Source organism: Kutzneria chonburiensis (assembly GCF_028622115.1).
GTDB classification, from domain to species: domain Bacteria; phylum Actinomycetota; class Actinomycetes; order Mycobacteriales; family Pseudonocardiaceae; genus Kutzneria; species Kutzneria chonburiensis.
The window spans coordinates 8,303,460-8,326,286 of record NZ_CP097263.1 but is presented as its reverse complement, the minus strand read 5'-3'; the positions used below and the strand labels follow the sequence as shown (position 1 = coordinate 8,326,286).

Sequence of the window (22,827 nt, the reverse complement as noted above, 5' to 3'; positions counted from 1 at the left end):
CTAACTCGTTCCGGGGAACCATCGGGGTTGTGCGGTGTTAATCCCAATGGCGGAGCCGACGATCTAAGCAGTGGGAACATGGGACGGGGGAGGTCGGTCATGGGTGCGATGCGGGGACTGCGGTTCATCGTGCTGGCCGCCGGCACGCTCGGCGGGCTGTACGGCGCGGCGTACGGGCTGCTCACCGGGCAGGCCCGGCGGGCGGAGCGGATCATCGGTCCGCCGGTCGCGCCGCCGTGGCTGGCCGACGGCGTCTACCTGCCCGACGGCACCGGTCCCGTGCCTCCTTCCGAGGAGGACGAGGGGCTGCGGTTCGCCATGTTCGGCGACTCCATGGCCGCCGGCCTTGGCGTCGACAGCGCCGAGCAGCTGCCGGCCGTCGTGCTGGCCCGCGGGCTGGCCGAGGAGGCCGAGCGGCCCGTGCGCCTGGACACCTATGCCGTGGTGGGCGCGGCCACCCGTGACCTGCCGGCCCAGGTCGAGCTGGCTCTTGTGACGCCTCCTCACGTTGCCGTGATCATCGTCGGGGCCAACGACGTGACCACCCTGACCACCGTGCCCGATGCCGTCGAGGGCCTCGAACGGGTGATCCGCACCCTCCAGGACGCCGGGTGCGGCGTGGTCGTCGGGACCTGCCCCGATCTCGGCGTGATCCGCCCGATCGCGCAGCCTTTGAAGTCGATCGCGCGGGTGTGGAGCCTGCTGCTGGCCCGGGCCCAGCGCAAGGCCGTCGCCCGGCTCGGGGCCATCCCCGTGCCGCTGGCCGACCTGCTGGCCCCCGAGTTCCTGGCCCGGCCCCGCGAGTTCTTCAGCCCCGACCAGTTCCACCCCAGCGCCGTCGGCTACGACGCCGCCTCCTCCGTCCTGCTGCCCGCCCTGTGCACCGTCGCCGGCGTGTGGACCGGCGGGCCGCTGCCCAAGCTGCCGGCACGGTCCCCGCTGGCCGAGGCCCGCCGCCCCACCGCCAAGTTCATCGCCCGCCTCAACCTCCGCTTCGGCCGGCCTGTACGTCAGCTCGCGCCGTAATTCGAGAGCTCGGACACAGTCACCGGCTGGGTTCTGTCGCTAGACTCCGCTGGTTACTACCCAGTAGCGAACCGAAGGAGTTTCGCGATGCCCGAGGCCGTGATCGTCTCCGCAGCCCGCTCCCCGATCGGCCGGGCCGGCAAGGGATCGCTGGTGTCGATCCGCCCGGACGACCTGGCCGCGCAGATGGTGCGCGCGGCGCTGGACAAGGTGCCGGCGCTGGACCCGACGCAGATCGACGACCTGATCATGGGCTGCGGCCTGCCGGGCGGCGAGCAGGGGTACAACATCGGCCGCGTGGTGTCCGTGCTGCTGGGCATGGACCACCTGCCCGGCTGCACGGTGACCCGCTACTGCGCCTCCAGCCTGCAGTCCATCCGCATGGCCTTCCACGCGATCAAGGCGGGCGAGGGCGACGTCTTCGTCTCGGCCGGCGTCGAGACGGTGTCGCGCTTCGTCAAGGGCAGCTCGGACGGCCTGCCGGACACCAAGAACCCGCTGTTCGCCGACGCCGAGGCCCGCACGGTGGCCACGGCCGAGAACAGCGGCGGCCAGTGGCACGACCCGCGTGAGGACAGCAACACCCCGGACGTCTACATCGCCATGGGGCAGACGGCCGAGAACCTGGCGCTGCTCAAGGGCGTCTCCCGCGAGGAGATGGACGAGTTCGGCGTCCGCTCGCAGAACCTGGCCGAGAAGGCGATCGCCGACGGCTTCTGGCAGCGCGAGATCACGCCGGTGACGCTGCCGGACGGCACGGTGGTCTCGGCCGACGACGGCCCGCGCCCCGGCATCACGCTGGAGAAGACGGCCACGCTCAAGCCGGTGTTCCGCCCCGACGGCCGGGTCACCGCGGGTAACTGCTGCCCGCTCAACGACGGCGCGGCGGCGGTGGTCGTGATGAGCGACACCAAGGCCAAGGAGCTGGGCCTGACCCCGCTGGCCCGGATCGTCGCCACCGGCGTCTCCGGCCTGTCGCCGGAGATCATGGGCCTCGGCCCGGTCGAGGCGTCCAAGCGGGCGCTGGCCAAGGCCGGCCTGTCCATCGGCGACATCGACCTCGTCGAGATCAACGAGGCCTTCGCCGCCCAGGTCATCCCGTCCTACCAGGACCTGGGCATCCCGCTGGACAAGCTGAACGTCAACGGCGGCGCGATCGCGGTCGGCCACCCGTTCGGCATGACCGGCGCCCGCATCGCCACCACGCTGATCAACTCGCTGCAGTTCCACGACAAGCAGTTCGGCCTCGAGACGATGTGCGTCGGCGGCGGCCAGGGCATGGCCATGGTGCTGGAGCGCCTGAGCTGATCCCCGCGTGTGCGATCACAGGCCGGCGTCGACCACGACGCCGGCCTTGTTCGTCACGACGTGCACAGGGTTCCTGGTGTGCAACAGCTTGCCGCAGCCGAGATTGTCGAACGACCCGGCCAGCCGCTGGGCCAGGAACGTGAACAGGTTGCTCGCGGCGCCGGGGTCAGGCGACGGGGCGACCTTGGTGAACCGGGCGTCCAACTTGGTCCGCTGCAAGCCCGTGGTGAACAGCTGCTTGCAGTAGCCCTGCGGTGTGTCGGTACGGGTGTTGATCGCCGGCATGTCCACGCCGACCCGGTAGAGATTCGTCTTGGTGACGCTGGTCCTCGTGCCGTCCAGCACCATCGGGTCGTTGGTCGGCACGAGCGCGACCGGCGCACCCTGCCGCACGGAAGCCTGGATCTCGTCCAGCGCCAGCGAAGTGACCTGCTTGCCGCTGGCCAGATCGGGCGCGGTGAACGGCGTGCAGCCCAGCGCCGGGTCCATGAAGGCGTCGAGCAGCACGTTGTCGCTGCCGTTGGACAGCTTGGCCCTGGTCTTGGCCCGCACCTTCTGGAAGCCCAGCTTGGTCTCGTTGGCCGGCGTGTCCTGCGCGACGCGCCCGTCACGGGCCTGGAGGTACGTCGTGGTGACGTTGTCGCTCTGGTCCTGGTCGACCAGCCCGAAGTCACGGGTGGTCATGCACGGCTTGCCGTCCTTGCCGGTGCCCAGCGGCGGGACGACGAGCTTCTTCGCCGCGATCGCGTTGTTGGCGGCGGCGAAGAACGGCTGCGCGTTGCAGTAGGCGTACTGCCCGAACACGCCGGCCTGGTCACCGTTCACGCACGAGCCGGTGTCGCCGCGCAGCGTCAGGTTGGTGCCGTTGAAGCCGAACCAGATGCCGACCACGGCCCCGCGCGGCAGGGCCGGTGGCGTCGGCGTGATCGACGGCTTGCTGCCCTTGTCGATGACCAGCGGGTCGTACACGGACAGCTTGCCGGTACTTGGGTCGAGAATGGTCGCCTGCACGAAGGCCGACTGGTCGGCGTTGGTCTCATGGCAGTGGCCACTGGCCGCGCTCAGCAGGTACGGCGTGGCCAGCCCCTTGGCCGACAAGGGATTGGCCGGCACCTGGAGCGTGCAGTCCGGGTTGGCGATATCGGCCTGGTTGGCCGCCAGCTGCGGATCTCCTTGCACGGCAACAGATGCCACCACGGCGACGGCCGCGGCGACCACCGCCAGCGCGGGCACGCCGAGGGCGAGCCGACTGCGCACGGTCAGCTTCTTCAGTTGGGGCAACACGAACGTCGGCCGGATCGTCTTCCAGCGCATCGGTCTATCCGTCACGGGTATCTCCTCCACGAGGGCCCACTCCACCGATCCGCACTACGCGCCCGGTTCGGTTCGGGTTCACCCGCAACGGAAATCCACCCGTTACAGCGGAAAGCGCCGACATCCTCACGGATGCCGGCGCCTTCTGGCAAGACGTGTTGACTAATTGCGTTGCAACTGGGCCAGCAGGTTCAGGATCTCGACGTACAGCCAGACCAGGGTGACCATCAGGCCGAAGGCGATGAACCAGGCGAATCGGGCCGGCGCGCCGGCCCGGATGGCCCGGTCGGCCTGGTCGAAGTCCAGCAGCAGGTTGAACGCGGCGATGCCGATGAACACCAGGCTGACGATGATGGCCAGCGGGCCGTTGCCGCGCACGCCGAGGTTGAGGCCGAAGAACGACATCAGCAGGTTGAGCACGATCAGCGCGAACGCGCCCATGGTCGCGCCGATGATCCACTTGGTCAGCCGCGGCGTGACCTTGACCGCGCCGGTCCGGTAGACCACCAGCATGGTGGCGAACACCACCACGGTGCCGATGACCGCCTGCACGGCCACGCCCGGCACCAGGTAGTCGATGACCTTGGTGATGGCGCCGAGGAACACACCCTCCGCGGCGGCGTAAGCCAGGATCAGCGCCGGGTTGGTGGACTGGCGGAAACTGATGATCAGGGCCAGCACCAGGCCGACGATCGCACCCAGCAGGGCGACGCCCGGCGGGAGGAACGCGGCCGAAAGGCCGCCGACGACGACGGTGGTGCCCAGTGTGGCGGCCGTCTTGGTGACCACGTCGTCGATGGTCATCGGCCGGTCGGCGGCGGTGGGCGGCGCCGACGGGTAGCCATAGCCCGTCTGTTGCTGCCCCTGATACCCGAAGCCCGCGTAGCCGCCCTGGCCGTTGCCGGACAGCTGACGGAACACCGGGTTGCTCGATGTGCGCACCTGGGTCCTCCTGGAACGTGTGGCGCCTACAGCCCGTACAACGGTAACCGGGGTTGATCGGTTCCCCTTGAGGCAAAGGTCACTTTACCAAGGTGGACGAACGTGCACTGATCCGATCGGCCTAGCGATCGACTCCTTCACACCGTATTGACACTCTCGGTGTCCTCGGACATCCTCCCGCTGGCGGCTTGCCCGCCGCCCGTGGGCCAGCCAGGCTCGCAGGGCGGCCTACCACGGCTTTCTCGTTCCGTCGGGGGAACGAGCGCCGGTTGCCGCCGTCGAAGACGTCCGACCTAACGAAGGGCACCGCGCCGCGGGGAAGCGGCACGGCGCCCATGAGGGAGCGCAGGACCGTTATGGGACTGAGCAAACTGGTCGCTGGGGTGACCGGGATCACGATGATGGTGGCCGGCCTGGCCGTGCTGGCCCCGGCGACGGCGAGCGCCGCCAAGCCCGACAACGGGGGTGCCGGCCTCACCACCGCGCCGCCGCAGAAGTACGACGGCATGCCCAAGGACCAGGCCGACGACTGGCTCGGCCAGTACCAGGTCCAGGGCAAGGCGGTGTACTGCATCCGCTGGGAGTTCAACGCCCCCAAGGCCGACACCAAGTACGTGCCGGACGACAGCGATCTGACCGACAAGTGGGGCAACAAGCTGGACGCGCCCACCGTCGCGCAGATCTCCTACCTGCTGCTGCGCTACGGCAACACCACCGACAACATGCAGGCCGCGGTGGTGGCGCACCTCCTGCACAGCTACACGGCCAAGGGCGACACCAGCCCCGGCAAGGGCTTCAAGGACGTCGGCTATGACGCCGACCTGCACCTGAAGTCGCTGGACCAGGCGCTCGTGACCAAGATCCAGAACGATGTCACGGCCAACTACGGGCCATGGAAGGCGAGCGTCACCGCGCCGACCGACCCGCAGATCATCGGCGCGGCCGGCAAGTGGACGATCGGGGTCACACGGGACGCCGACGGCAAGGCGATCAGCGGCGTGCCGGTGAAGCTGACCGTCACCGACGGCAAGGTCGACAAGGACACCGTGACCACCTCGGCCGACGGCAAGGTGGTGGTCGACGTCACGCCGACCGGCCCCAACCCACAGCTCAAGATCGACGTGACCGGGCCGGCGGCCAAGCCGGTCGTGCAGAAGCCCGAGGATGCCTCGGCCAATCTGCAGTGGACGGTCACGACCGGCGGTGAGACGCCGATCTCCGAGACCGGCAAGACCACCGCGAAGACCCCGCCGGGCACCGTCAAGGTGACCAAGGTGGACAGCAAGACCAACGCCGGCCTGGCCGGCGTGCAGCTGCGGATCACCGGCAAGGACAAGACAGCCGCCGCGGTGAAGCAGGACGGCACCCCACTCAACGGCGCCGACGGCAAGCCGCTGGTCGTCACCACCGGCGCGGACGGCACCGCGACCATCGACAACATCCAGACGCCGCAGGACATCTGTCTGGTCGAGGTGGCCGCGCCGACCGGATACGACGAGAACTTCAACGCCTCGTCGCCGCCGAGCGCCTGCGGTTCGGTCGAGCCGGGCAAGACGCTGGCCCTACAGCTGGCCAACACGCCGAACACGCCGACCGTGCCGGTCAAGATCCCGGCCGGCGGCTCGCCGATGGTCGCCGACGCGGCCACGGTCACCCAGCTCGACCCGGCCGCGCTGGCCGGCGTCGGCGGCCTCGTGGTGATCGCGCTCGGCGGCGTCGGCCTGCTGCTGCGCCGCCGTCGCCTCGGCTCGCGTGGGTAGGCACCGCGCATCGGGAACCCGCTGGCCGGTCTCGGCCGGCGGGTTCCTGCCGCGGGCCGCTCCCGGTACCGCAACCCGACCGCCGCGGCCGGCACCGCCGTCAGCGGCGCGCTCGGTTTGACGATGATCGTGGTGGCGGCCGGCGCGGCGCTGTCCGGTCAACCGGTGCCCGGTACGCCGATGCCGGTCGGGCACAGCCAGACCGTCGATCCACAGGCCGGCCCGGCCCCGGTGGCCGTCGCGCCTTCGTCGACGGCGCAACCGCCGCCTCCTCAGACGTCTGCCACGCCGCAACCGCCCGCGCCGAACACGGTGTTGCTGCCCAAGGGTGGCCGCGCCTCGCTCGTACGCAGCGGTGTCGCCGGTGACGGCACACTCCAGATCCCCGACGGCGTGAGCAAAGCCGCGCTCTGGGGCGCGGCCCTCGACGGCCCGGCCGGGGCGACGCTGATCGCCGGGCACATCAACTGGGCCGGTGTCGCCGGGCCGTTCGCCGAGCTGTGGGGCGCCCAGGCCGGGCAGACCGTCACGGTCGTCGATGCCAACGGCAAGCGGCTGACCTTCGCCGTCGACCAGGTTCTGACCGTGGACAAGGACAATCTCCCGCAGCACGCCGACGAGCTGTTCGGGCAGACCGGCCCGCACCGGTTGGTGCTGGTCACCTGCGGTGGCCAGTGGGTCGGCGGCGCACTGGGTTACGACGAGAACCGTGTGGTGATCGCGCACCCCGTGTCCTGACGACAACCAAGACCGGCGCTGCGTCGTCTCACCGGTCATGGGGCTCAGGCAGAGGTGGGGTTGGCTGACGACCGCGGTGGCGATGGTGCTCGCCGTGGTCGTCGTGATCGTGATGGGACAGGGATCGGGGCAACAGACCAGCACACAGGCGAGCACGACCACGACGACCAATCCGGGCCCGATCACTGCGGCGGGCCAGGCCACCCCCGCCGGCGCGACACCGACACTGCCCCCGCCGACCGGCCAGCAGCCGGCGTGGATGCACAAGCTCAAGCCGGGCGAGAAGCCGCCGCAGTTCATCCTGTTCTCTTTCGACGGCGGCGCGTCCGGCCCGCACTGGCAGAGCCTGCTGCCGATCGCCGAACGGACCGGAGCCAAGGTCACCGCGATGCTGTCGGGGCCGTACCTGATCCCGGATCGCGAGGCCGACGAGTACACCGGGCCCGGGCATCCCAAGGGCGCCAGCGAGATCGGCTTCGGCGGCTCGGACGCCGACATCGCCAACCGTGTCGCTTACCTGAACCGGGCGCTGGCTGACGGCATGGAATTCGGCACGCACTACAACGGCCACTTCTGCCAGGGCTTCGAACCCAGCGTCGGCTCGTGGTCGACCGCGGCCTGGAACACCGAGCTGGACCAGTTCTTCGCGTTCCTGAAGGAGATGGACGGCAAGGGCCTGAAGATCACCCCGGACATGATCAAGGGCGGCCGCACGCCGTGCCTCGAGGGCAACTGGGACCAACTGTTCCCGTCGATGAAGTCGCACGGTTTCGTCTATGACACCAGCCATGTCTCCTACGGCGTCACCTGGCCGACGGTGGACCGCGGGCTGTGGGAGTTCCCGCTGCCCGAGGTGCGGGTGCCGGCCATGGACAAGAACGTGGTGATGATGGACTTCAACTTCTGGTACCTGCTGGACGGGGCCAAGGAGGACGACGCCGCGCGGGCGCCGGAGTTCACGCCGATCGTGCTGGACACCTATCGCTCGGTCTACCAGACGGTGTTCAACGGCAACCGGGCGCCGATGGTGATCGCCAACCACTTCAACGACTGGGCCGGCGGGGCCTTCTCCGGCGCGGTCGAGCAGTTCATGGGCGAGACCTGCGGCAAGCCGGACACCGTGTGCGCCACCTACAGCGAGATCATCCACTGGCTCCAGCTGCAGGACCCGGCCGTGCTGGACGCGTTGCGCGGGCTGCCGGCCGCGCACAACTGACCGGGTCATCCGACGAAAGTATCGGTGCGGACGGTCGGAAGATATCTAGCCGGGAGGCATAGAAAGGGCTTACTGTGGAGCTCCGCCGCGGCCTTGCCCAGTCGTACAAGGAGTGAGCGATGTCCGTGCAGAAGACCGTCAAGCGCGCCGCCAAGACCGCGCCGAAGCCCGCCCGCCGCACGTGGGTCAAGCCCGACTTCAACGACTACGACACGCCGCTGGAGGTCACCGCGTACGCCGCGCGGGTCTGACCGGTCAAGCAGAAGAATTTCGGAACGGACCATTCCTCAACTCCGAGTTTGGGAATGGTCCGTTCACTGCAGCGCGTCCATCGAGGAGTCGATCATGCTGGCGGCCGAGGACTTCATCGCCGAGCTGCGGGCCCTGGCCCCGCGCTACTGGCACGACCACCCGTTCCACCTGCGCCTGCACGCCGGCGAGCTCAGTCGTGAGGAACTCCAGCTGTGGGCGGCCAACCGCTGGTACTACCAGCGCAGCCTGCCGCAGAAGGACGCGGCCATCCTGGCCAACTGTCCATTGCCGCAGGTCAGGCGGTACTGGATGGAGCGGATCGTCTATCACGACGGCAGCCGCGACGGCGAGGGCGGCGCGGAGAACTGGCTGCGGATGGCCGAGGCGGTCGGCCTTGACCGGGCCGAGGTGCTGGACGAGCGCCACGTGCTGCCGGGTGTGCGGTTCGCGGTCGACGCCTACGTGAACTTTGCTCGTACGAAGCCGTGGGTGGAGTCGATCGCCTCCGGGCTGACCGAGATGTTCTCCCCCGGCCTGATGAAGCGCCGACTGGCCGACATGCGGGAGCAGTACCCGTGGATCGGCGAGGACGGCTTCGCCTACTTCGTGTCCCGGCTGACCGTGATCGCCGGCGAAGGCAAGTCCACTTTGGACATCGTCGTCGAGAACGCCCGGACGTTGGAGCAACAGCAGGCCTGCGTGGCCGCGCTGGCGTTCAAATGCGATGTGCTGCAAGCGATTCTCGACGCGGTGGACTATCACTCATGACGTCCATCGACTCCGTGCCCCGCGTGCGGCGGGGCGTGCGGTGCACGTACGACAAGGTCCGGGACAGCGATGTCGTGCTGTTTCCGGAGGGTGTGCTGCTGTTGAACGAGACCGCCGCGGCCGTGGTGTCGCGGTGTGACGGCTCGTCCAACGTCGGCGAGATCGCACTGTCGCTGGCCGACGAGTTCGACGGCGTGCAGGCGGATGACGTGATCGAGTTGGTGGACCGGTTGGTGGCGCGGCGGGTGGTGGACGTTGACTGAGGCTCCCCTGGGGTTGCTGGCCGAGCTGACCCACCGGTGTCCGCTGCACTGCCCCTACTGTTCGAATCCGGTCGAGCTCGTCACACGGGCCGACGAGCTGGACACCCTTACCTGGCAACGGGTTTTCGACGAGGCCCGGGAACTCGGCGTGCTCCAGATGCACATGTCCGGCGGGGAACCGTTGGCGCGCCCCGATCTTCCCGAGTTGCTGGGTCACGCCAGCGGTCTCGGCTGCTACACCAATCTCGTCACCAGCGGGCTCGGGTTGACCGCCGAGCGGCTGGCCGACCTGGTCGATCGCGGGCTCGACCACGTGCAGCTGTCCGTCCAGGACTCCGATCGCGCGAACGCCAACCTGATCGCCGGCGTCAAAGCTTACGACCGTAAGCTTACCGCCGCTAGGTTGATCAAAGACGCCGGTGTGGCCTTCACGGTGAATGCCGTGATGCACAAGGCAAATCTCGACCACATCGGCGGGATCATCGCGTTGGCCGAGGAGATGGACGCGGATCGGCTGGAGCTGGCCAACACCCAGTACTACGGCTGGGCCCTGCGCAACCGAGCCGCGTTGCTGCCCACCCGCGAGCAGCTCGCCGCCGCCGGACCCGTTGTGCGACGGGCACAGGAGCGGCTGGCCGGGCGGATGGAGATCGTGTACGTCATCGCCGACTACCACGAGGCCAACCCCAAGCCGTGCATGTACGGCTGGGGCTCGCGCCAGCTCACCGTCGCCCCCAACGGCGACGTGCTGCCGTGCCCGGCGGCCAGCGTGATCACTTCTCTGCCCGTGCAGAACGTTGCCCGCTCATCGCTTTCCGAGATCTGGTACGGCTCCGAGACCTTCAATGCCTTCCGTGGCACCGAATGGATGCGGGAACCGTGCCGTTCCTGTCCCCGTAAGGAGATCGACTTCGGCGGCTGCCGCTGCCAGGCGTTCCAGCTCACCGGCGACGCCGCCGCCACCGATCCCGTCTGCACCTTGTCCCCGGATCATGGCCTCGTACAAGACATCCTGGCCACCGAGATCGTCGAGACACGGCCCGCTTTCGCCATGCGGCGGTCCGTGTGAGGGTTGTCGTCCTCGGCACCGCCGCCGGCGGCGGCTTTCCCCAGTGGAACTGCGCCTGTTCTCTGTGCGTTCAGGGCCGCTCCGGCGCGTTGCCTTCCCGTACCCAGGACTGCCTCGCCGTCAGCGGCAACGGTTCCGATTGGTGGCTGCTCAACGCTTCCCCCGACATTCGTTCGCAGCTCTTGGCTTCTCCCGCCTTCACCCCCGGTCCCGGCCGCCGCGACACCCCTGTCCGCGGCGTCCTGCTCACCTCCGCCGAGCTCGACCACTCGCTCGGCGTGTTCTCCCTTCGTGAGGGCGGCGGGCAGCACCTCTACGCCCCTTTGAACGCCATGACCGCCTTGCGTTCCCCCTCGGCCTCGGTCCCGTCCTCGACCTCTACGCCGGTTGGTCGTGGCACGAGACCGTTCCCGATGAGCCTTTCGAGCTGGCCGGCTTGACCGCCACCGCCCATCCCGTCGGCATCAAACGCCCCAAGTACGCCCCAGCGCTCCCCGGCTCTTGGGTAGTCGCCTACCGCCTCCACGACCCCGTCACCGGTGGCACCCTCCTCTACGCCCCTTGCCTCGCCACCTGGTCCCCGGAGTTCGAGGCGTTGCTGACCGGCGTCGACTGCCTCTTCCTCGACGGCACCTTCTGCTCCCCCGACGAGATGGGCATCCAGACCGGCGACGCCAAGGGCCAGTCCGCCATGGGCCACCTCCCCGTCCTCGGCGACACCGGCAGCCTCGTCCAGCTGCGACGATTCCCCTCCATGCGCCGCATCTACACCCACCTCAACAACACCAATCCCCTGCTCGACCCCGCCTCCCCCGAGTCCGCCGAGATCACCGCCGCCGGCGTCGAGGTCGTCGAAGACGGCACGACCTTGGCGCTCTGACCAAGCGCACGTCCAACATCTGTGGACAACTTCGAGTTGTCCACAGATGGCACTGGCTACCACCATGTCCGGGCGACGAGGACATACAAATACGGAGTGATCAACAAGACCAGCGGCTCGTCTGTCGCCGAGAGTGTGCGCCTACTGCGTTGGATCCTTGCCGACGATCTGCGCACGGCCCGAACGATCCGCCTTGTCGCCTGCGCTGCCCTCGGCGCGATCCCGATCATGGCGTTGAGTCTCACGATGGCCGGCGGCACTGGGGTCACCACCGGCATGGCGCTGGTCAGCGCGTCAACCGGTTTTGCAATGGGCAGGCTTCGACGATCCCGGGGTGGAGACCCTCTTGGAGCAGACACCGAAGGCTCAGGAGCTGTTGCCCCTGCTGCAAACGGCACTCGGCCGCCGGTGAGCTGTGGTTAGCTCGGCAGCGTGCGTGTAGTGATCGCGGAAGACCTGCTGCTGCTCCGGGACGGCCTGATCCGGCTGTTGCAGGCGCACGGCTTCGAGGTCGTGGCGGCCGTGGAGTCCGGGCCGGAGCTGTTGGCGGCGCTGACCGAGCACAAGCCGGACGTGGCGGTGGTGGACGTGCGGCTGCCGCCGACCTTCACCGACGAAGGCCTGCGCGCGGCGATCGAGGCCCGGCGGACGATGCCGGGGCTGCCGGTGCTGGTGCTGTCCCAGTACGTGGAGCAGCTCTACGCCCGCGAGCTGCTGTCCGACCGCAGCGGCGGCGTCGGCTACCTGCTCAAGGACCGCATCTCGGATGTGAAGCAGTTCATCGACGCGGTGCGCCGCGTGGCCGACGGCGGCACGGCGATGGACCCGGAGGTCGTGGCCCAGCTGCTGAGCAGCCGCGAGCGGGACGCCCCGATCGGGTCGCTGACGCCACGGGAGAAGGAGGTGCTCGGGCTGATGGCCGAAGGCCGGTCCAACGCGGCGATCGCCGGGCGCCTGTTCGTCACGGAGAAGGCGGTCGGCAAGCACACCAACAACATCTTCACCAAGCTCAACCTGCACCAGCACGAGGACGACAACCGGCGGGTGCTGGCGGTGCTGGCCTACCTCAACGGCTGATTCACACTTTCGGGTGGCGCGTTAGGTAAGGTTCGAGGCGGTGTGCCGGGAAGTCTGGTCGGCGGTGGTTGGTGACCCCGACGAAAGGCGTGCCCGCGATGCAGAGCGTGGAGACGGTTCTCCTGCTGGTGGTGCTGGCGACCGTGGTCGCCACGTTCGCCCGGCGGCTGAGCATCCCCGCGCCGTCGCTGCTGGTGGTGGCGGGCGTGGTCGTGGGCCTGCTGCCCGGCGTCCCGGAGATCCGCGCAACGCCGGAGCTGGTCAGCCTGGTCGTACTGCCGCCGCTGATCTACGCGGCCGGCGAGGAGATGCCGTGGCGGGACCTGCGCGCGGTGTGGCGTCCGGTCACCGTGCTGGCGATCGGCCTGGTGCTGGCCTCGGCCGGCGTGGTCGGGCTGGTGGCGGCCGCCGTGGCGCCGCTGCCGGCCAGCATGGCGTTCGTGCTCGGGGCCGTACTGGCCAGCACCGACCCGGTTGCCGTCAGCGCACTCGGTAGACGCCTGTCGCTGCCGCCACGGATCCGGGTGTTGGTGCAGGCCGAGAGCCTGTTCAACGACGCCACCAGCCTCGTGCTGTTCCGGCTGGCCGTGCTGGCGGCGATCGCCGGCGGGGCGGTGTCGTTCGAGTCCATCGCCGGCGAGTTCGCGCTGTTGGCCGGCGGCGGCGTGATCGTCGGGCTGGTGGTCGCGGCCGGCATCTGGCTGATCCGGCGGCGGACCGTGGATCCCGTGCTGGAAACCGTGATCGCGCTGGTCAGCCCGTACTCGGCCTACGTGCTCGCGGAGACGATCGGCGGCTCCGGCGTGACCGCCGTGGTGGTGTGCAGCATCGTGCTCGGCGCGCAGACGCCGAAGATCACCACCGCGCACATCCGGCTCCAGATCGACGCCGTGTACGGCACCGTGATCTTCATCCTGGAGAGCGCCGTGTTCGCGCTCATCGGGCTCCAGCTGCCCTATCTGGTACGGGCGCTGGCCGGCTCCGACCCCGGCTGGCCGTGGCAGGCGCTGGTGATCACCGCCGCCCTCATCGCCGTCCGGTTCCTGTGGGTGTTCCCGCTCGGCTGGATCATGCAGATCCGGCGCGGCAACAAGCGGCTCAACTGGCGTACGTCCACAGTGGTCTCCTGGGCCGGGGCACGGGGCGTGGTGCCGCTCGCCGCCGTGCTGTCCATTCCGTTACTGGCCGACGACGGCCAACCCGTTCCACAGCGCGACCTCGTGCTCGCCCTGGCCACCACCGTCATCGTGATCACCTTGGTGGCCCAGGGTTTCACCCTCGCGCCGCTGGTCAAACGGGCCGGCATCGCCCGCACGCCGGCCGAGGCCCGCAAGGAGCAGGACGTCGCCAACATGCGGCTGGCCGAGGCCGGTCTCGCGCACCTGGAGCAGCTCTACGACCTGGAGACGGCGCCGCACGACGTGCTCGACCGGCTCCGGCAGGCCCTGCTGACCCGGATCGACCGCGGCGACACCCCCGAGGAGCCGCCCGGCTCCTCCACCGCCGCCGTGTACCGCAGACTGCGCCGCGACCTGCTCGCCGTGGAAATGGCCGAGCTGGCCAGGCTTTTCGACGACGGCGCCATCGACGACAACACCCGTCGCCGGTTGCAACGCACCCTCGACCTGGAGGACGCTCGCCTCGGCGACGACCCGTGAACCCGGGCGAGATTCCCGATTCCCTGGGAGCACGCACCCTGGCCACCGGGCCGGTCGATCGTTTTCCCTGTGCCCATGCGAAAGATCGTCACTCTGCTGGCCGCCGCCGGGCTCACGCTCGGCACCGCCGGCGCCGCGCACGCCGACCCGCCGGTGATCATCGACCACTGCAGCCCCGTCGTCGTGGTCGCACCGTACGTGCAGGTCAAGACCTGCATGCACACCTTCGAATACGCCCCCACCTACTCCTGGGCGATCGTCAACGTGACCAACAACAGCGGGTATTCGGTTGGCGTGCAGGCCGATCTGCTGTCCGGTTCGACCGTGGTTCCCGGGACCTACCAGACCGTCGCCCCGGGCCAGTCGCAGCAAGTGGAGGGCACCAGGGTGCAAGACCCGGCCTGTGGGGAGAACTGCATCGGCCGCGGCGACCTCTGGTCGGCCAACTGGAGCACCTACACGTACAGCCCGTAGCCGGGAATTCCTCCCGGGCAGTGGGGAACGCACACCCTGGCCGCCGGGCTCTGGCGTGCACTTCCCTTGGTGCATGAGAAAAACTGCCACCCTGCTGGCCGCCGCCGCGCTCATGGCCGGCACCGCGACAACCGCGTACGCCGACCCGCCCGAGGAGGGCAAGGTGTGCAGCGGCGCCAAGGTGATCGCCCCGGACATCATCGCCAACACGTGCATGGAGTACACCTCGTTCGGCGACACCAGTGTGCTGGCCGTCGTCTTCGTCACCAACAACAGCCAGTACACCCTGACCGGCCGGGCCGACCTGCTCTTCTTCGGCACCACCATTCCCGGCCCCACCACATCGATCCCACCGCACAAGGCCAACACCGGCTTCACCGGCGTGGAAATCACCAACCCGCCCGGCGGACCCAACGACTGGCTGGCCCGTGGCTTCGTCAGCACCGGCAGCTGGAGCACCTACACGTTCAGCCGTTGAGTCAGGCGCCGATGTAGGTCAGCAGGAACTCGGCCACGCCGAGCACGGCCGCCGTGGACTCGGGGATGTCGGGCACGAAGACGTGCCAGAAGTGCATGAGGTCGGGCCAGACCTCGAGGTTGGCCCGGCCGCCGGCGGCGAGGACGCCGGCGACGAGGGTGCGGGCGTCGTCGACGAGGACCTCACGGTCGGCGGCGTGGACCATGAGAGGCGCGAGACCGGAGAGGTCGGCGAACAAGGGCGAGGCGAGTGGCTCACGGGGACTGGCCTCGCCCAGGTAGTCGGTGGCGGCGGCAAGCGCTTGCGCACGACTGTAGATGGGGTCGTCCTCGGCGAACTTGTCGTAGGACTCGCCGCTGGCGGTGAGGTCGAACAACGGACTCAGGCACGCCCCGGCGGCGGGCTGCGGTAAACCGAGATCGCGGGCGGCGAGCATGGTGGCGACGACCAGGCCGCCGCCGGCGGTGTCGCCGAGCAGCACGACCCGTCCCGGCGAGTAGCCCTCGGCCAGCAGCCACTTGTAGGCCTGCACGGCGTCCTCGACGGCCGACGGGAACGGGTGTTCCGGCGCGAGCCGGTAGTCGGGCAGCAGCGCCGGCATGCCCATCACGGAGGCGAAGTGCGAGGCGAAGCCGCTGAACGCGCCGGCCGAGCCGGCCCGGTAGCCGCCGCCGTGCAGGTAGAGCAGCACCCGGTCCATCGCGCCGCCCTGCGGCCGGACCCACACCGCCGGACAGCCGCCGGCGTCGGTCTCGCCGGTGAGCACGCCGTCGGCCAACGGGATCGAGCCCAGCGCCAGGTCCATCGATTCCCGTGCCTGCCGCACGCCGGCCGACCCGGCGGCCGGCTCGGGCCGTGGACTGGCCCGGATCGCCGTGATCAGCGCCTCGAACTCGGGACTGGGCATCGCGTCATCTCTACGGGAGCAGGGAGACGAACCTACATCAGCCCGGCCTCAACTTCGTGACGCCCGTCACCAGGGCGAATGAAAGTCCGCCCAACACGGCGCGTCCGCTTGACGTTTCACGTGAAGCGGACTTGCAACTACCGAAAACACACCCCATAATCGGTAGTCAATACATGGGGAGGTTGTCATGTCGGTGGCCGCCGAGAAAGAGCAGACCGAGCGGCTGCTGGCCAACGTCGAGGCGATCGAAGAGGTCGCCGGCACGCTGCCCAGCGGCGCCCCCGGGCGCAGCAAGCTCTACGACGTCGCGGACAACCTGCTGGCCACGGCCATGCCGATCCGTCCGGTGGTGGCGGCCGACCTGCTCGACCTGACCGAGAAGACGGTACGGGCCTGGGCCAGCGAAGGCGTGCTGCTGGTCAGCGAGCAGGAGCCGACCATGCGTCTAGAACCCCGCCGCGTGCACGAGGTCATGCACCTGGTCCGCGAGATCCGCCGGATCGGCCGCACCCGCGGCCTGCTGGACGAAGTGCACCGCCGCCTGACCGACCAGGCCCTGCTGGAGCGCGACGATCTCGCCGAGAGCCTCGACCAGGTCGTACGGGGCGAGGGAACGGTTGTGCGCGCGGGGACGACGATCACTGAGTGATCGAAGTAGTCGAGACCCGCGTCGCCTCGGCGCAGGCCGCGCTGCTGCGCGGCCCGGCCCGTAAGGCCTACGAGTCCTTCCTTGACGACCTCGCCCACCGCGGCTGCGCCGCCCTGGGCTACCGGGTCACCGGCCCCGCGCCGCTGCCCCGGCTGTGCGTACGCCACCTGCGCGACAACGACCGTGTCGTGGTGGCTTTCGAGGGCCCCGAACGGGCCTGGATCGTGCTTGTCGGTCCACACGAGCACACCGATCCCGGTCGCAACGTCTACGACGCCCTGTACCAGCTGGCCGGCACCTGGCCGACCGACAACACCCGCCGCACCAAGCCCAGCTGCTGCGATCCACGCACCGGCACGCCCCCGTCGGCCGATGCCGAGGTGATCGACGACCTGGTCCGCCGGGCTCGCTCACTGGCCCGTGGCAGCCGCCGGATCTGGTCACTCGGCGGGCCGGGAACCTTCCCCTAACGGGTGAACGCCGACAGTCTGTCAGCGCTGGAATTACTCTCTGTGCCCCCGATCGGACTCGAACCGACACTCTGACCCTTTTAAGGGGCCTGCCTCTGCCTGATTGGGCTACGGGGGCCTGGGGAGCCTAAGCCGTCCGACTGCCCAAGGTCAGGTACTTACAGCCAATTGAGACCCTGTTCGCCCACCCGGCGGATCGGCGGGACATCCGGTGGAGGTACGAGCCCACGGGTCAGCGGCCCCGATCGGCGGCGAGCAGCTCGCCGAAACGCACGGCCACCCACTCGTGCACGGCGTCGGACACGTCGGTGCAGCCGGCGCGGTGCTCGAACCAGCGCCAGTCACAGTTGACGTTGACCTCCAGGAACACGTGCTCGCCGTCCACGACCAGCAGGTCGAAGGCGGCGACCTGGAGCCGCCAGTGCCGGGCCAGCGCCAGCAGGCGGTCGGCCAACGCCGGGGGCACCTCGGTGGCCTGCACGGCCACGTTGTCGGGGTCGACCCACAGCTGCGCCGGGTCGTACTTGTCGACCTGGTAGCCGATGAGCTTGTCCCCCACCACGAAAACCCGCAGCTCGGTGTCGGCGGCGAGGTACTGCTGCACGATCACCGGCGCGGTCTCGGGCACGTCGCCGGCCCGCGAGGTGTCCAACGGCCGGGGGAACAGCCCGTGCTGCACGCCGGGCCGCGGTTCGACGAGGTGCCGTCCGGCCGTCTTGACGATGCACTGACCGCCACCGGGCCTGCTCCGCCCGGGCTGGGTCGTCACGGCCGTCCTGGGCGTCCTCAGGCCGAAAGCGGCGGCATCGGAGAGCTGGGTGAGCCGATTGAGGTGACCGGTGGCCCGAGCGGGGTTCACGTGGGCCCATTCGGTGCGCTCGGTCAGCCAACCGGCGACCGTGCCCCACTGGTCCAACGCGTAGGCGCCGCTGATGGTCCGCGGGTCGACGGGCATGGCGGTCAGCTCGAAATGCCGGCGCCAGACCAGCAACGGCCGCAGCAGCCAGCGGTCCAGCTCGATCAGCGGGGTGTCGGTGTAGATCGTCAGCGCCAGGTCGAGGCAGCGGTCGACGTCGATGCGGGCCATCCGGATGCCGCGCTCGGCCAGCGCGATGGACAGCTCGTTCATCTCCATGTCGGCCGACCGGGCCAGCACCAGCACGCACGGCGACGGCTCGCCGGTGTCCTCGACCATCTCGAGGCGGTGGATCTGCTCCTGGAAGTCGAAACAGCCGCTGGGCGCACGGAACACGTAGTCCTGGCCCTGGAGCAGCAGGGGGTCGGCCGGGAAGGGAGCATCGGCTGGGGCGGGCCGTCTGACTGGGCCCGCCCAGCGCCGATCATGCTCAGTCGTCCTTCTTGCTGCGCGAGATCCGTTCGGCCCGGGCGTACTCGGCAGCGAAGTCCGCGAGCTGCTTGTCCTCGATCTCGCCGGCGCGCAGCTGTGCGGCCAGGTCCTCCATCGACATCGCGGTCACCTCTTTCCCCGAAGGCGCATCACACGTTCAGGCGATCCGCCCCGGGTAGTTTCGGGACCCGCCTAACGCAATGTCAAGACGACTGACACCGATCATAGCCCATTCGGCGGATCAAGCTCGGCGTGTCGTACGCCGATAGCTACGTTCTCAGCTCTTCGTGACCCGATCGAACTCGGCCCGCGGGTCGTTGATCTGACCGAGCGACACGACCTCGCGCTTGAGCAGCCACGAGCCCAGCCAGTCGAACGCCACCCGCACCTTGCGGTTGAACGTGGGCATCCGGGACACGTGGTAGGCGCGGTGCATGCCCCACGCGACGAAGCCCTTGGCCTTGACGCCGTAGACATCGGCCACGCCCTTGTACAGGCCGAGGCTGGCCACCGAGCCGGCGTACTTGTGCACGTACGGCTTGGGCTTGCGGCCGCGCAGCACCGACACGATGTTCTTGGCCAGCTGGTTGGCCTGGCGCACCGCGTGCTGGGCCGACGGGCTGCACGTGGCGGCCGGGTCGACGTCGGTCTTGGACAGGTCCGGCACGGCCGCGTTGTCGCCGGCCGCCCATACCCCGTCCAGGCCCTGCACCTGCATGGTCGCCGTGCAGATCACCCGGCCGCGCTGGTCGAGCGGCAGGTCCGTCTCGTTCAGCACCGGGTTGGCCTTCACGCCCGCGGTCCAGATGATCGTGTCGCAGTCGTACTCGGTGCCGTCGTCGAGGACGACGTGGCCGCCCTCCATCGTCTTCACGCGGGTGTCCAGGTAGCACTCGATGCCGCGGGCCTCGAGCTGCTTGACCGCGTAGACGCCGAGGCTGTCGCGCACCTCGGGCATGATCCGCCCGGTCGCCTCGACCAGCACCCAGCGCATGTCGGCCGGGTCCAGGTTCTCGTAGTAGCGCAGCGCGTAGCGTGCCATGTCCTCGAGCTCGGCCAGCGCCTCGATGCCGGCGTAGCCGCCGCCGATCACGGTGAAGGTGAGCAGCCGCTTGCGGATCTCCGGCTCGTCCGTGGTGGACGCCAGGTCCAGCCGCGAGAGCACGTGGTTGCGCAGGTAGATGGCCTCGCCGATGGTCTTGAAGGCGATGCCGCGGTCGGCCAGGCCGGGGATCGGCAGCGTGCGCGCGACCGAGCCGAGGGCGACGACCAGCACGTCGTAGTTGATCTGCTCGACGTGGCCGTCGGTCATCTCGACGGTGGCGACCTTCTCGGCGTCACTGATCTTGGTGACCCGGCCGGTCAGCACGTGGCAGCGGCGCAGCACCCGGCGCAGCGGCACGACCACGTGGCGCGGCTCGATGGAGCCGGCGGCGGCCTCGGGCAGGAACGGCTGGTAGGTCATGTGCGGCTGCGGGTCGACAACCGTCACGGACGCTTCGCGGGCTTTGAGTTTCTTCTGCAGCCCCAGCGCCGTGTACATACCGACGTAACCGCCACCGACGATCAGGATCCTCGCGGGTTCCGACTTCACTGCCGCCATACGTGCCATGGTCGCACCCGACGCTTCGGGCCGCTGCCCACATCGGCCCCGATGTGACGGCCGTCCCCCGTGAGCATGATCACGGCGCGTGGTCATCGCGCCGGCATTGCCCGGTTTCTCCCGGTCGGCCGAATCGGTTCACCGACCGAACGGCGCAGAGTTGGCGCATCCTACGGTCACTCTTGGTCATCCGCGACCGTCACCGCCCGGCGGAACACGTGCCGCACCATCTCCTGGGTCAGGCGTCCGGTGAACGTGTTGTGCGGGCTGACGTGGAAGCAGCCCATCAGGGTCAGCGGCGCGCCGCCGTCGGTCGACGGCAGCCGCACCTCCACCCCGTGTCCGAACTTCGGCCGCGGCTTCGGCACCGTCCAGCAGGCGGCTTCCAGCACCGGCAGCAGCGCCTGCCAGCCGAACGCCCCGAGGACCACCGCCACCCGCAGCGTGGGCCGCAGCAGCTCCAACTCCTGGGCCAGCCACGGCCGGCAGTTGTCCCGCTCCTCCGGCAACGGCTTGTTCTCCGGTGGCGCACACCGCACCGGGGCCGCCATCCGCACGTCAGTCAGCCGCATGCCGTCGTCACGGGAGATCGCGTGCGGCTGCGACGCCAGGCCGACCGCGTACAGCGCCTCGAACAGGAAGTCGCCGCTGCGGTCGCCGGTGAACATGCGGCCGGTCCGGTTAGAGCCGTGCAGCGCCGGGGCCAGGCCGATCACCGCGATCCGCGCGTCGGCCGGGCCGAAGCCCGGCACCGGGCGGGCCCAGTACTCCTCATCACGGGCCCGCGACTGCGTCGGCGCCGACTCACGCCAGGCCACCAGCCGTGGGCACCGTCGACAGTCGACCACTGCGTTGTCCAGATCTTGTAGATCCACGGTGGTTAGGGTTCCACCCATGGCAGGCAACGACGAGCAGAAGCCCAGCGAAGACCCGACCGACGACCTGGCCACCAGCCAGCACTCGATCACCGTCGGCGGCCGGGCGCTGGAGTACACCGCGACCACCGGGCGGATCGTGCTGCGGCAGGAGAAGCTCACCGACGGCGCGTTCGACGGCAACGTGGCCAAGGCTGAGGTGTTCCTCACCGCGTACACCCTTGACGGCGCCGACCCGGCTGCGCGGCCGGTGACGTTCGCGTTCAACGGTGGCCCCGGGTCGGCCAGCGTGTGGCTGCACCTCGGGCTGCTCGGTCCGCGCCGGGTGGTCACCGGCGACGCCGGGGCGATGACCCCGCCGCCGTACGAGATCGTGGACAACACCGAGACGCTGCTGGCCGACAGCGACCTGGTGTTCATCGACCCGGTGTCGACCGGCTACTCCCGGGCGGTCAAGGGCGGCAAGCCCGACGAGTTCCACGGCTTCGCCGCCGACATCGAGTACATCAGCGAGGTCATCCGGCTGTGGACCTCGCGGCACGACCGGTGGATGTCGCCCAAGTTCATCGCCGGCGAGTCGTACGGCACCACCCGCGGCGTCGCCATCGCCGAGCGGCTCCAGTCCCGCTATGGCATGTACTTCAACGGTCTGATGCTCATCTCCACCGCGCTGGACTTCAACGCCCTCGACTTCAGCGAGGGCAACGAGCTGCCGTACACGCTTTTCCTGCCGACCTATGCCGCCATCGCGCACTACCACGGCCTGCACGGCGACCGTTCGCTTCGTGACGTCCTCGACGAGGCCACCGCCTTCGCCAGCCGTGACTACCTCTGGGCCCTCGTCCAGGGCAGCCGTCTTTCCGCCGAGGACCGTCAGTCCATTGTGGACCGAACCGCCGCTTTGACCGGTCTGTCAGCGGATTACGTCGACCGGGTCAACCTGCGCATCGAGCACATCCGGTTCTTCACCGAGTTGCTGCGTTCGCGCAAGCTCACCGTCGGCCGCATCGACGGCCGCTTCACCGGTTGGGAAGCCGATTACGGGCGTGAGCGGTTCAGCCACGACCCGTCCATCAGCGCCATCACCGGTCCGTACGCCTCGGCCCTCAACCACTATCTGCGAGGGGAGCTCGACTACCACAACGACCTGCCCTACGAGGTCCTCTCCGACCGCGTGCGGCCGTGGTCCTACAAGGAGTTCGAGAACTCGCACGTCACCGTGGCCGACAAGCTCGGCTCCGCCATGCGCAGCAATCCCCACCTGCGCGTCCACATCGGCGCCGGCTACCACGACGGCGCCACCCCCTTCGCCAGCAGCGACCACGTCGTCGCCCACCTCGCCATCCCCGACGAGCTCCGCTCCAACATCGACCTCCGCTACTACGAGGCCGGCCACATGATGTACGTCCACGAGCCCAGCCGCCTCCAGCAATCCGCCGACCTAGCCACCTTCGTCCGCAACTCCTCAAACCGCTGACACCTTCGATGCTTGGAAGGGGGCCTTCCTGCACTCGGAGTGGAGGAAAGCCCCCTTCACGCGGCACTCTCCCGAATTGTCAGTGGGGCGCGGCAGCATCGAGGCATGAACCGAACGAGCTGGTCTTCCCATGCACGCGAGTTGATCAGGGAAAGCCGGGGCGGCGTGATCAGAGTGCGACAGCTGATCAGGCTAGGGACCCCCGAATCAACCTCATACAAGCGATGTCAACCCGGCGGGCCCTGGCGCTGGCTACTGCCGGGCATCATCTTGTT

25 protein-coding genes and 1 tRNA gene are annotated in these 22,827 nt (G+C 69.2%); 18 read left to right on the top strand and 8 right to left on the bottom strand.

Annotated elements, in window-relative coordinates; genetic code table 11:
- The first annotated feature begins 99 nt into the window (after window positions 1-99).
- Entirely contained in the window at window positions 100-1,026 is a 927-nt protein-coding gene (locus M3Q35_RS38805) for an SGNH/GDSL hydrolase family protein (protein WP_273937541.1), read from the top strand.
- An 87-nt stretch (window positions 1,027-1,113) separates the two neighbouring features.
- Window positions 1,114-2,334, top strand: a complete 1,221-nt coding sequence (locus M3Q35_RS38800; protein WP_273937540.1) for an acetyl-CoA C-acetyltransferase — start codon at window positions 1,114-1,116, stop codon at window positions 2,332-2,334.
- 15 nt (window positions 2,335-2,349) lie between these two features.
- On the opposite strand, the gene M3Q35_RS38795 is transcribed toward M3Q35_RS38800, so the two are convergent.
- A complete protein-coding gene (locus tag M3Q35_RS38795) occupies window positions 2,350-3,663 on the bottom strand; it encodes a hypothetical protein (protein WP_273937539.1) in 1,314 nt (437 codons plus the stop codon).
- A 147-nt stretch (window positions 3,664-3,810) separates the two neighbouring features.
- Window positions 3,811-4,590, bottom strand: a complete 780-nt coding sequence (locus tag M3Q35_RS38790; RefSeq protein ID WP_273937538.1) for a Bax inhibitor-1/YccA family protein — start codon at window positions 4,588-4,590, stop codon at window positions 3,811-3,813.
- A 383-nt stretch (window positions 4,591-4,973) separates the two neighbouring features.
- Between M3Q35_RS38790 and M3Q35_RS38785 the strand changes: the two genes are divergently transcribed.
- The 13 genes from M3Q35_RS38785 (at window position 4,974) to M3Q35_RS38730 (ending at window position 15,223) form a co-directional block, all read left to right on the top strand.
- Window positions 4,974-6,350, top strand: coding sequence for a SpaA isopeptide-forming pilin-related protein (locus tag M3Q35_RS38785; protein ID WP_273937537.1), 1,377 nt, complete (start codon window positions 4,974-4,976; stop codon window positions 6,348-6,350).
- A gap of 123 nt (window positions 6,351-6,473) precedes the next feature.
- Window positions 6,474-7,088 carry a class F sortase gene (locus M3Q35_RS38780; protein ID WP_273937536.1) on the top strand — a complete coding sequence of 205 codons (615 nt, stop codon included), beginning with the start codon at window positions 6,474-6,476 and terminating at the stop codon, window positions 7,086-7,088.
- 37 nt (window positions 7,089-7,125) lie between these two features.
- Window positions 7,126-8,304 carry a polysaccharide deacetylase family protein gene (locus M3Q35_RS38775; protein ID WP_273937535.1) on the top strand — a complete coding sequence of 393 codons (1,179 nt, stop codon included), beginning with the start codon at window positions 7,126-7,128 and terminating at the stop codon, window positions 8,302-8,304.
- A gap of 119 nt (window positions 8,305-8,423) precedes the next feature.
- Window positions 8,424-8,555, top strand: coding sequence for a pyrroloquinoline quinone precursor peptide PqqA (pqqA, locus tag M3Q35_RS48635; RefSeq protein ID WP_337960516.1), 132 nt, complete (start codon window positions 8,424-8,426; stop codon window positions 8,553-8,555).
- A gap of 94 nt (window positions 8,556-8,649) precedes the next feature.
- Window positions 8,650-9,324, top strand: a complete 675-nt coding sequence (pqqC, locus tag M3Q35_RS38765; RefSeq protein ID WP_273937534.1) for a pyrroloquinoline-quinone synthase PqqC — start codon at window positions 8,650-8,652, stop codon at window positions 9,322-9,324.
- Entirely contained in the window at window positions 9,321-9,587 is a 267-nt protein-coding gene (gene pqqD, locus M3Q35_RS38760) for a pyrroloquinoline quinone biosynthesis peptide chaperone PqqD (protein WP_273937533.1), read from the top strand. The genes pqqC and pqqD overlap by 4 nt, the downstream gene beginning before the upstream one ends.
- Window positions 9,580-10,656 (top strand): pyrroloquinoline quinone biosynthesis protein PqqE, encoded by a 1,077-nt coding sequence (gene pqqE, locus M3Q35_RS38755; protein WP_273937532.1) that lies wholly within the window; start codon window positions 9,580-9,582, stop codon window positions 10,654-10,656. Before pqqD ends, pqqE begins: the two co-directional genes overlap by 8 nt.
- On the top strand, window positions 10,653-11,096 hold the full coding sequence (locus tag M3Q35_RS48630) for an MBL fold metallo-hydrolase (protein ID WP_337960515.1): 444 nt from the start codon (window positions 10,653-10,655) through the stop codon (window positions 11,094-11,096). The genes pqqE and M3Q35_RS48630 overlap by 4 nt, the downstream gene beginning before the upstream one ends.
- Window positions 11,093-11,536, top strand: coding sequence for an MBL fold metallo-hydrolase (locus M3Q35_RS48625; protein ID WP_337960514.1), 444 nt, complete (start codon window positions 11,093-11,095; stop codon window positions 11,534-11,536). Before M3Q35_RS48630 ends, M3Q35_RS48625 begins: the two co-directional genes overlap by 4 nt.
- Window positions 11,537-11,968: 432 nt before the next feature.
- Window positions 11,969-12,613, top strand: a complete 645-nt coding sequence (locus tag M3Q35_RS38745; protein ID WP_273937531.1) for a response regulator transcription factor — start codon at window positions 11,969-11,971, stop codon at window positions 12,611-12,613.
- A gap of 98 nt (window positions 12,614-12,711) precedes the next feature.
- Window positions 12,712-14,271 carry a Na+/H+ antiporter gene (locus M3Q35_RS38740; protein WP_273944638.1) on the top strand — a complete coding sequence of 520 codons (1,560 nt, stop codon included), beginning with the start codon at window positions 12,712-12,714 and terminating at the stop codon, window positions 14,269-14,271.
- Between the two features lie 75 nt (window positions 14,272-14,346).
- Window positions 14,347-14,745 carry a hypothetical protein gene (locus tag M3Q35_RS38735; protein WP_273937530.1) on the top strand — a complete coding sequence of 133 codons (399 nt, stop codon included), beginning with the start codon at window positions 14,347-14,349 and terminating at the stop codon, window positions 14,743-14,745.
- A gap of 73 nt (window positions 14,746-14,818) precedes the next feature.
- A complete protein-coding gene (locus M3Q35_RS38730) occupies window positions 14,819-15,223 on the top strand; it encodes a hypothetical protein (protein WP_273937529.1) in 405 nt (134 codons plus the stop codon).
- Window position 15,224: 1 nt separating this feature from the next.
- Here M3Q35_RS38730 and M3Q35_RS38725 read toward each other — a convergent pair whose 3' ends face one another.
- A complete protein-coding gene (locus tag M3Q35_RS38725; protein WP_273937528.1) occupies window positions 15,225-16,130 on the bottom strand; it encodes an alpha/beta hydrolase in 906 nt (301 codons plus the stop codon).
- 187 nt (window positions 16,131-16,317) lie between these two features.
- Here M3Q35_RS38725 and M3Q35_RS38720 point away from each other — a divergent pair, with 187 nt between their 5' ends.
- Both M3Q35_RS38720 and M3Q35_RS38715 read left to right on the top strand, forming a co-directional pair.
- Complete coding sequence (locus tag M3Q35_RS38720; RefSeq protein ID WP_273937527.1) at window positions 16,318-16,779, top strand: hypothetical protein; 462 nt, start codon at window positions 16,318-16,320, stop codon at window positions 16,777-16,779.
- On the top strand, window positions 16,776-17,249 hold the full coding sequence (locus M3Q35_RS38715) for a hypothetical protein (RefSeq protein WP_273937526.1): 474 nt from the start codon (window positions 16,776-16,778) through the stop codon (window positions 17,247-17,249). The genes M3Q35_RS38720 and M3Q35_RS38715 overlap by 4 nt, the downstream gene beginning before the upstream one ends.
- Window positions 17,250-17,292: 43 nt before the next feature.
- On the opposite strand, the gene M3Q35_RS38710 is transcribed toward M3Q35_RS38715, so the two are convergent.
- The 5 genes from M3Q35_RS38710 to M3Q35_RS38690 form a co-directional block, all read right to left on the bottom strand.
- Window positions 17,293-17,367, bottom strand: a tRNA-Leu gene (locus M3Q35_RS38710).
- 114 nt (window positions 17,368-17,481) lie between these two features.
- On the bottom strand, window positions 17,482-18,501 hold the full coding sequence (locus tag M3Q35_RS38705; RefSeq protein WP_273937525.1) for an ATP-grasp domain-containing protein: 1,020 nt from the start codon (window positions 18,499-18,501) through the stop codon (window positions 17,482-17,484).
- Between the two features lie 94 nt (window positions 18,502-18,595).
- Window positions 18,596-18,718 (bottom strand): hypothetical protein, encoded by a 123-nt coding sequence (locus M3Q35_RS38700; RefSeq protein WP_273937524.1) that lies wholly within the window; start codon window positions 18,716-18,718, stop codon window positions 18,596-18,598.
- Window positions 18,719-18,874: 156 nt separating this feature from the next.
- Window positions 18,875-20,200, bottom strand: a complete 1,326-nt coding sequence (locus tag M3Q35_RS38695) for an NAD(P)/FAD-dependent oxidoreductase (RefSeq protein WP_273937523.1) — start codon at window positions 20,198-20,200, stop codon at window positions 18,875-18,877.
- Window positions 20,201-20,376: 176 nt separating this feature from the next.
- Window positions 20,377-21,096 (bottom strand): uracil-DNA glycosylase, encoded by a 720-nt coding sequence (locus tag M3Q35_RS38690; RefSeq protein ID WP_379794487.1) that lies wholly within the window; start codon window positions 21,094-21,096, stop codon window positions 20,377-20,379.
- Here M3Q35_RS38690 and M3Q35_RS38685 point away from each other — a divergent pair.
- Window positions 21,095-22,552, top strand: coding sequence for a S10 family peptidase (locus M3Q35_RS38685; protein ID WP_273937520.1), 1,458 nt, complete (start codon window positions 21,095-21,097; stop codon window positions 22,550-22,552). The genes M3Q35_RS38690 and M3Q35_RS38685 overlap by 2 nt on opposite strands.
- The last annotated feature ends 275 nt before the right edge of the window (window positions 22,553-22,827 follow it).

What these genes read in the sequence shown, in the direction of transcription:
- M3Q35_RS38805 (WP_273937541.1), top strand. Translation starts at nt 100, where the DNA reads ATGGGTGCGATGCGGGGACTGCGGTTCATCGTGCTGGCCGCCGGCACG.
- M3Q35_RS38800 (WP_273937540.1), top strand. Translation starts at nt 1,114, where the DNA reads ATGCCCGAGGCCGTGATCGTCTCCGCAGCCCGCTCCCCGATCGGCCGG.
- M3Q35_RS38780 (WP_273937536.1), top strand. Translation starts at nt 6,474, where the DNA reads ATGATCGTGGTGGCGGCCGGCGCGGCGCTGTCCGGTCAACCGGTGCCC.
- M3Q35_RS38775 (WP_273937535.1), top strand. Translation starts at nt 7,126, where the DNA reads ATGGGGCTCAGGCAGAGGTGGGGTTGGCTGACGACCGCGGTGGCGATG.
- pqqA (WP_337960516.1), top strand. Translation starts at nt 8,424, where the DNA reads ATGTCCGTGCAGAAGACCGTCAAGCGCGCCGCCAAGACCGCGCCGAAG.
- pqqC (WP_273937534.1), top strand. Translation starts at nt 8,650, where the DNA reads ATGCTGGCGGCCGAGGACTTCATCGCCGAGCTGCGGGCCCTGGCCCCG.
- pqqD (WP_273937533.1), top strand. Translation starts at nt 9,321, where the DNA reads ATGACGTCCATCGACTCCGTGCCCCGCGTGCGGCGGGGCGTGCGGTGC.
- M3Q35_RS38740 (WP_273944638.1), top strand. Translation starts at nt 12,712, where the DNA reads ATGCAGAGCGTGGAGACGGTTCTCCTGCTGGTGGTGCTGGCGACCGTG.
- M3Q35_RS38735 (WP_273937530.1), top strand. Translation starts at nt 14,347, where the DNA reads ATGCGAAAGATCGTCACTCTGCTGGCCGCCGCCGGGCTCACGCTCGGC.
- M3Q35_RS38730 (WP_273937529.1), top strand. Translation starts at nt 14,819, where the DNA reads ATGAGAAAAACTGCCACCCTGCTGGCCGCCGCCGCGCTCATGGCCGGC.
- M3Q35_RS38725 (WP_273937528.1), bottom strand. Translation starts at nt 16,130, where the DNA reads ATGCCCAGTCCCGAGTTCGAGGCGCTGATCACGGCGATCCGGGCCAGT.
- M3Q35_RS38720 (WP_273937527.1), top strand. Translation starts at nt 16,318, where the DNA reads ATGTCGGTGGCCGCCGAGAAAGAGCAGACCGAGCGGCTGCTGGCCAAC.
- M3Q35_RS38700 (WP_273937524.1), bottom strand. Translation starts at nt 18,718, where the DNA reads ATGTCGATGGAGGACCTGGCCGCACAGCTGCGCGCCGGCGAGATCGAG.
- M3Q35_RS38695 (WP_273937523.1), bottom strand. Translation starts at nt 20,200, where the DNA reads ATGGCGGCAGTGAAGTCGGAACCCGCGAGGATCCTGATCGTCGGTGGC.
- M3Q35_RS38685 (WP_273937520.1), top strand. Translation starts at nt 21,095, where the DNA reads ATGGCAGGCAACGACGAGCAGAAGCCCAGCGAAGACCCGACCGACGAC.
- M3Q35_RS38690 (WP_379794487.1), bottom strand. Translation starts at nt 21,096, where the DNA reads ATGGGTGGAACCCTAACCACCGTGGATCTACAAGATCTGGACAACGCA.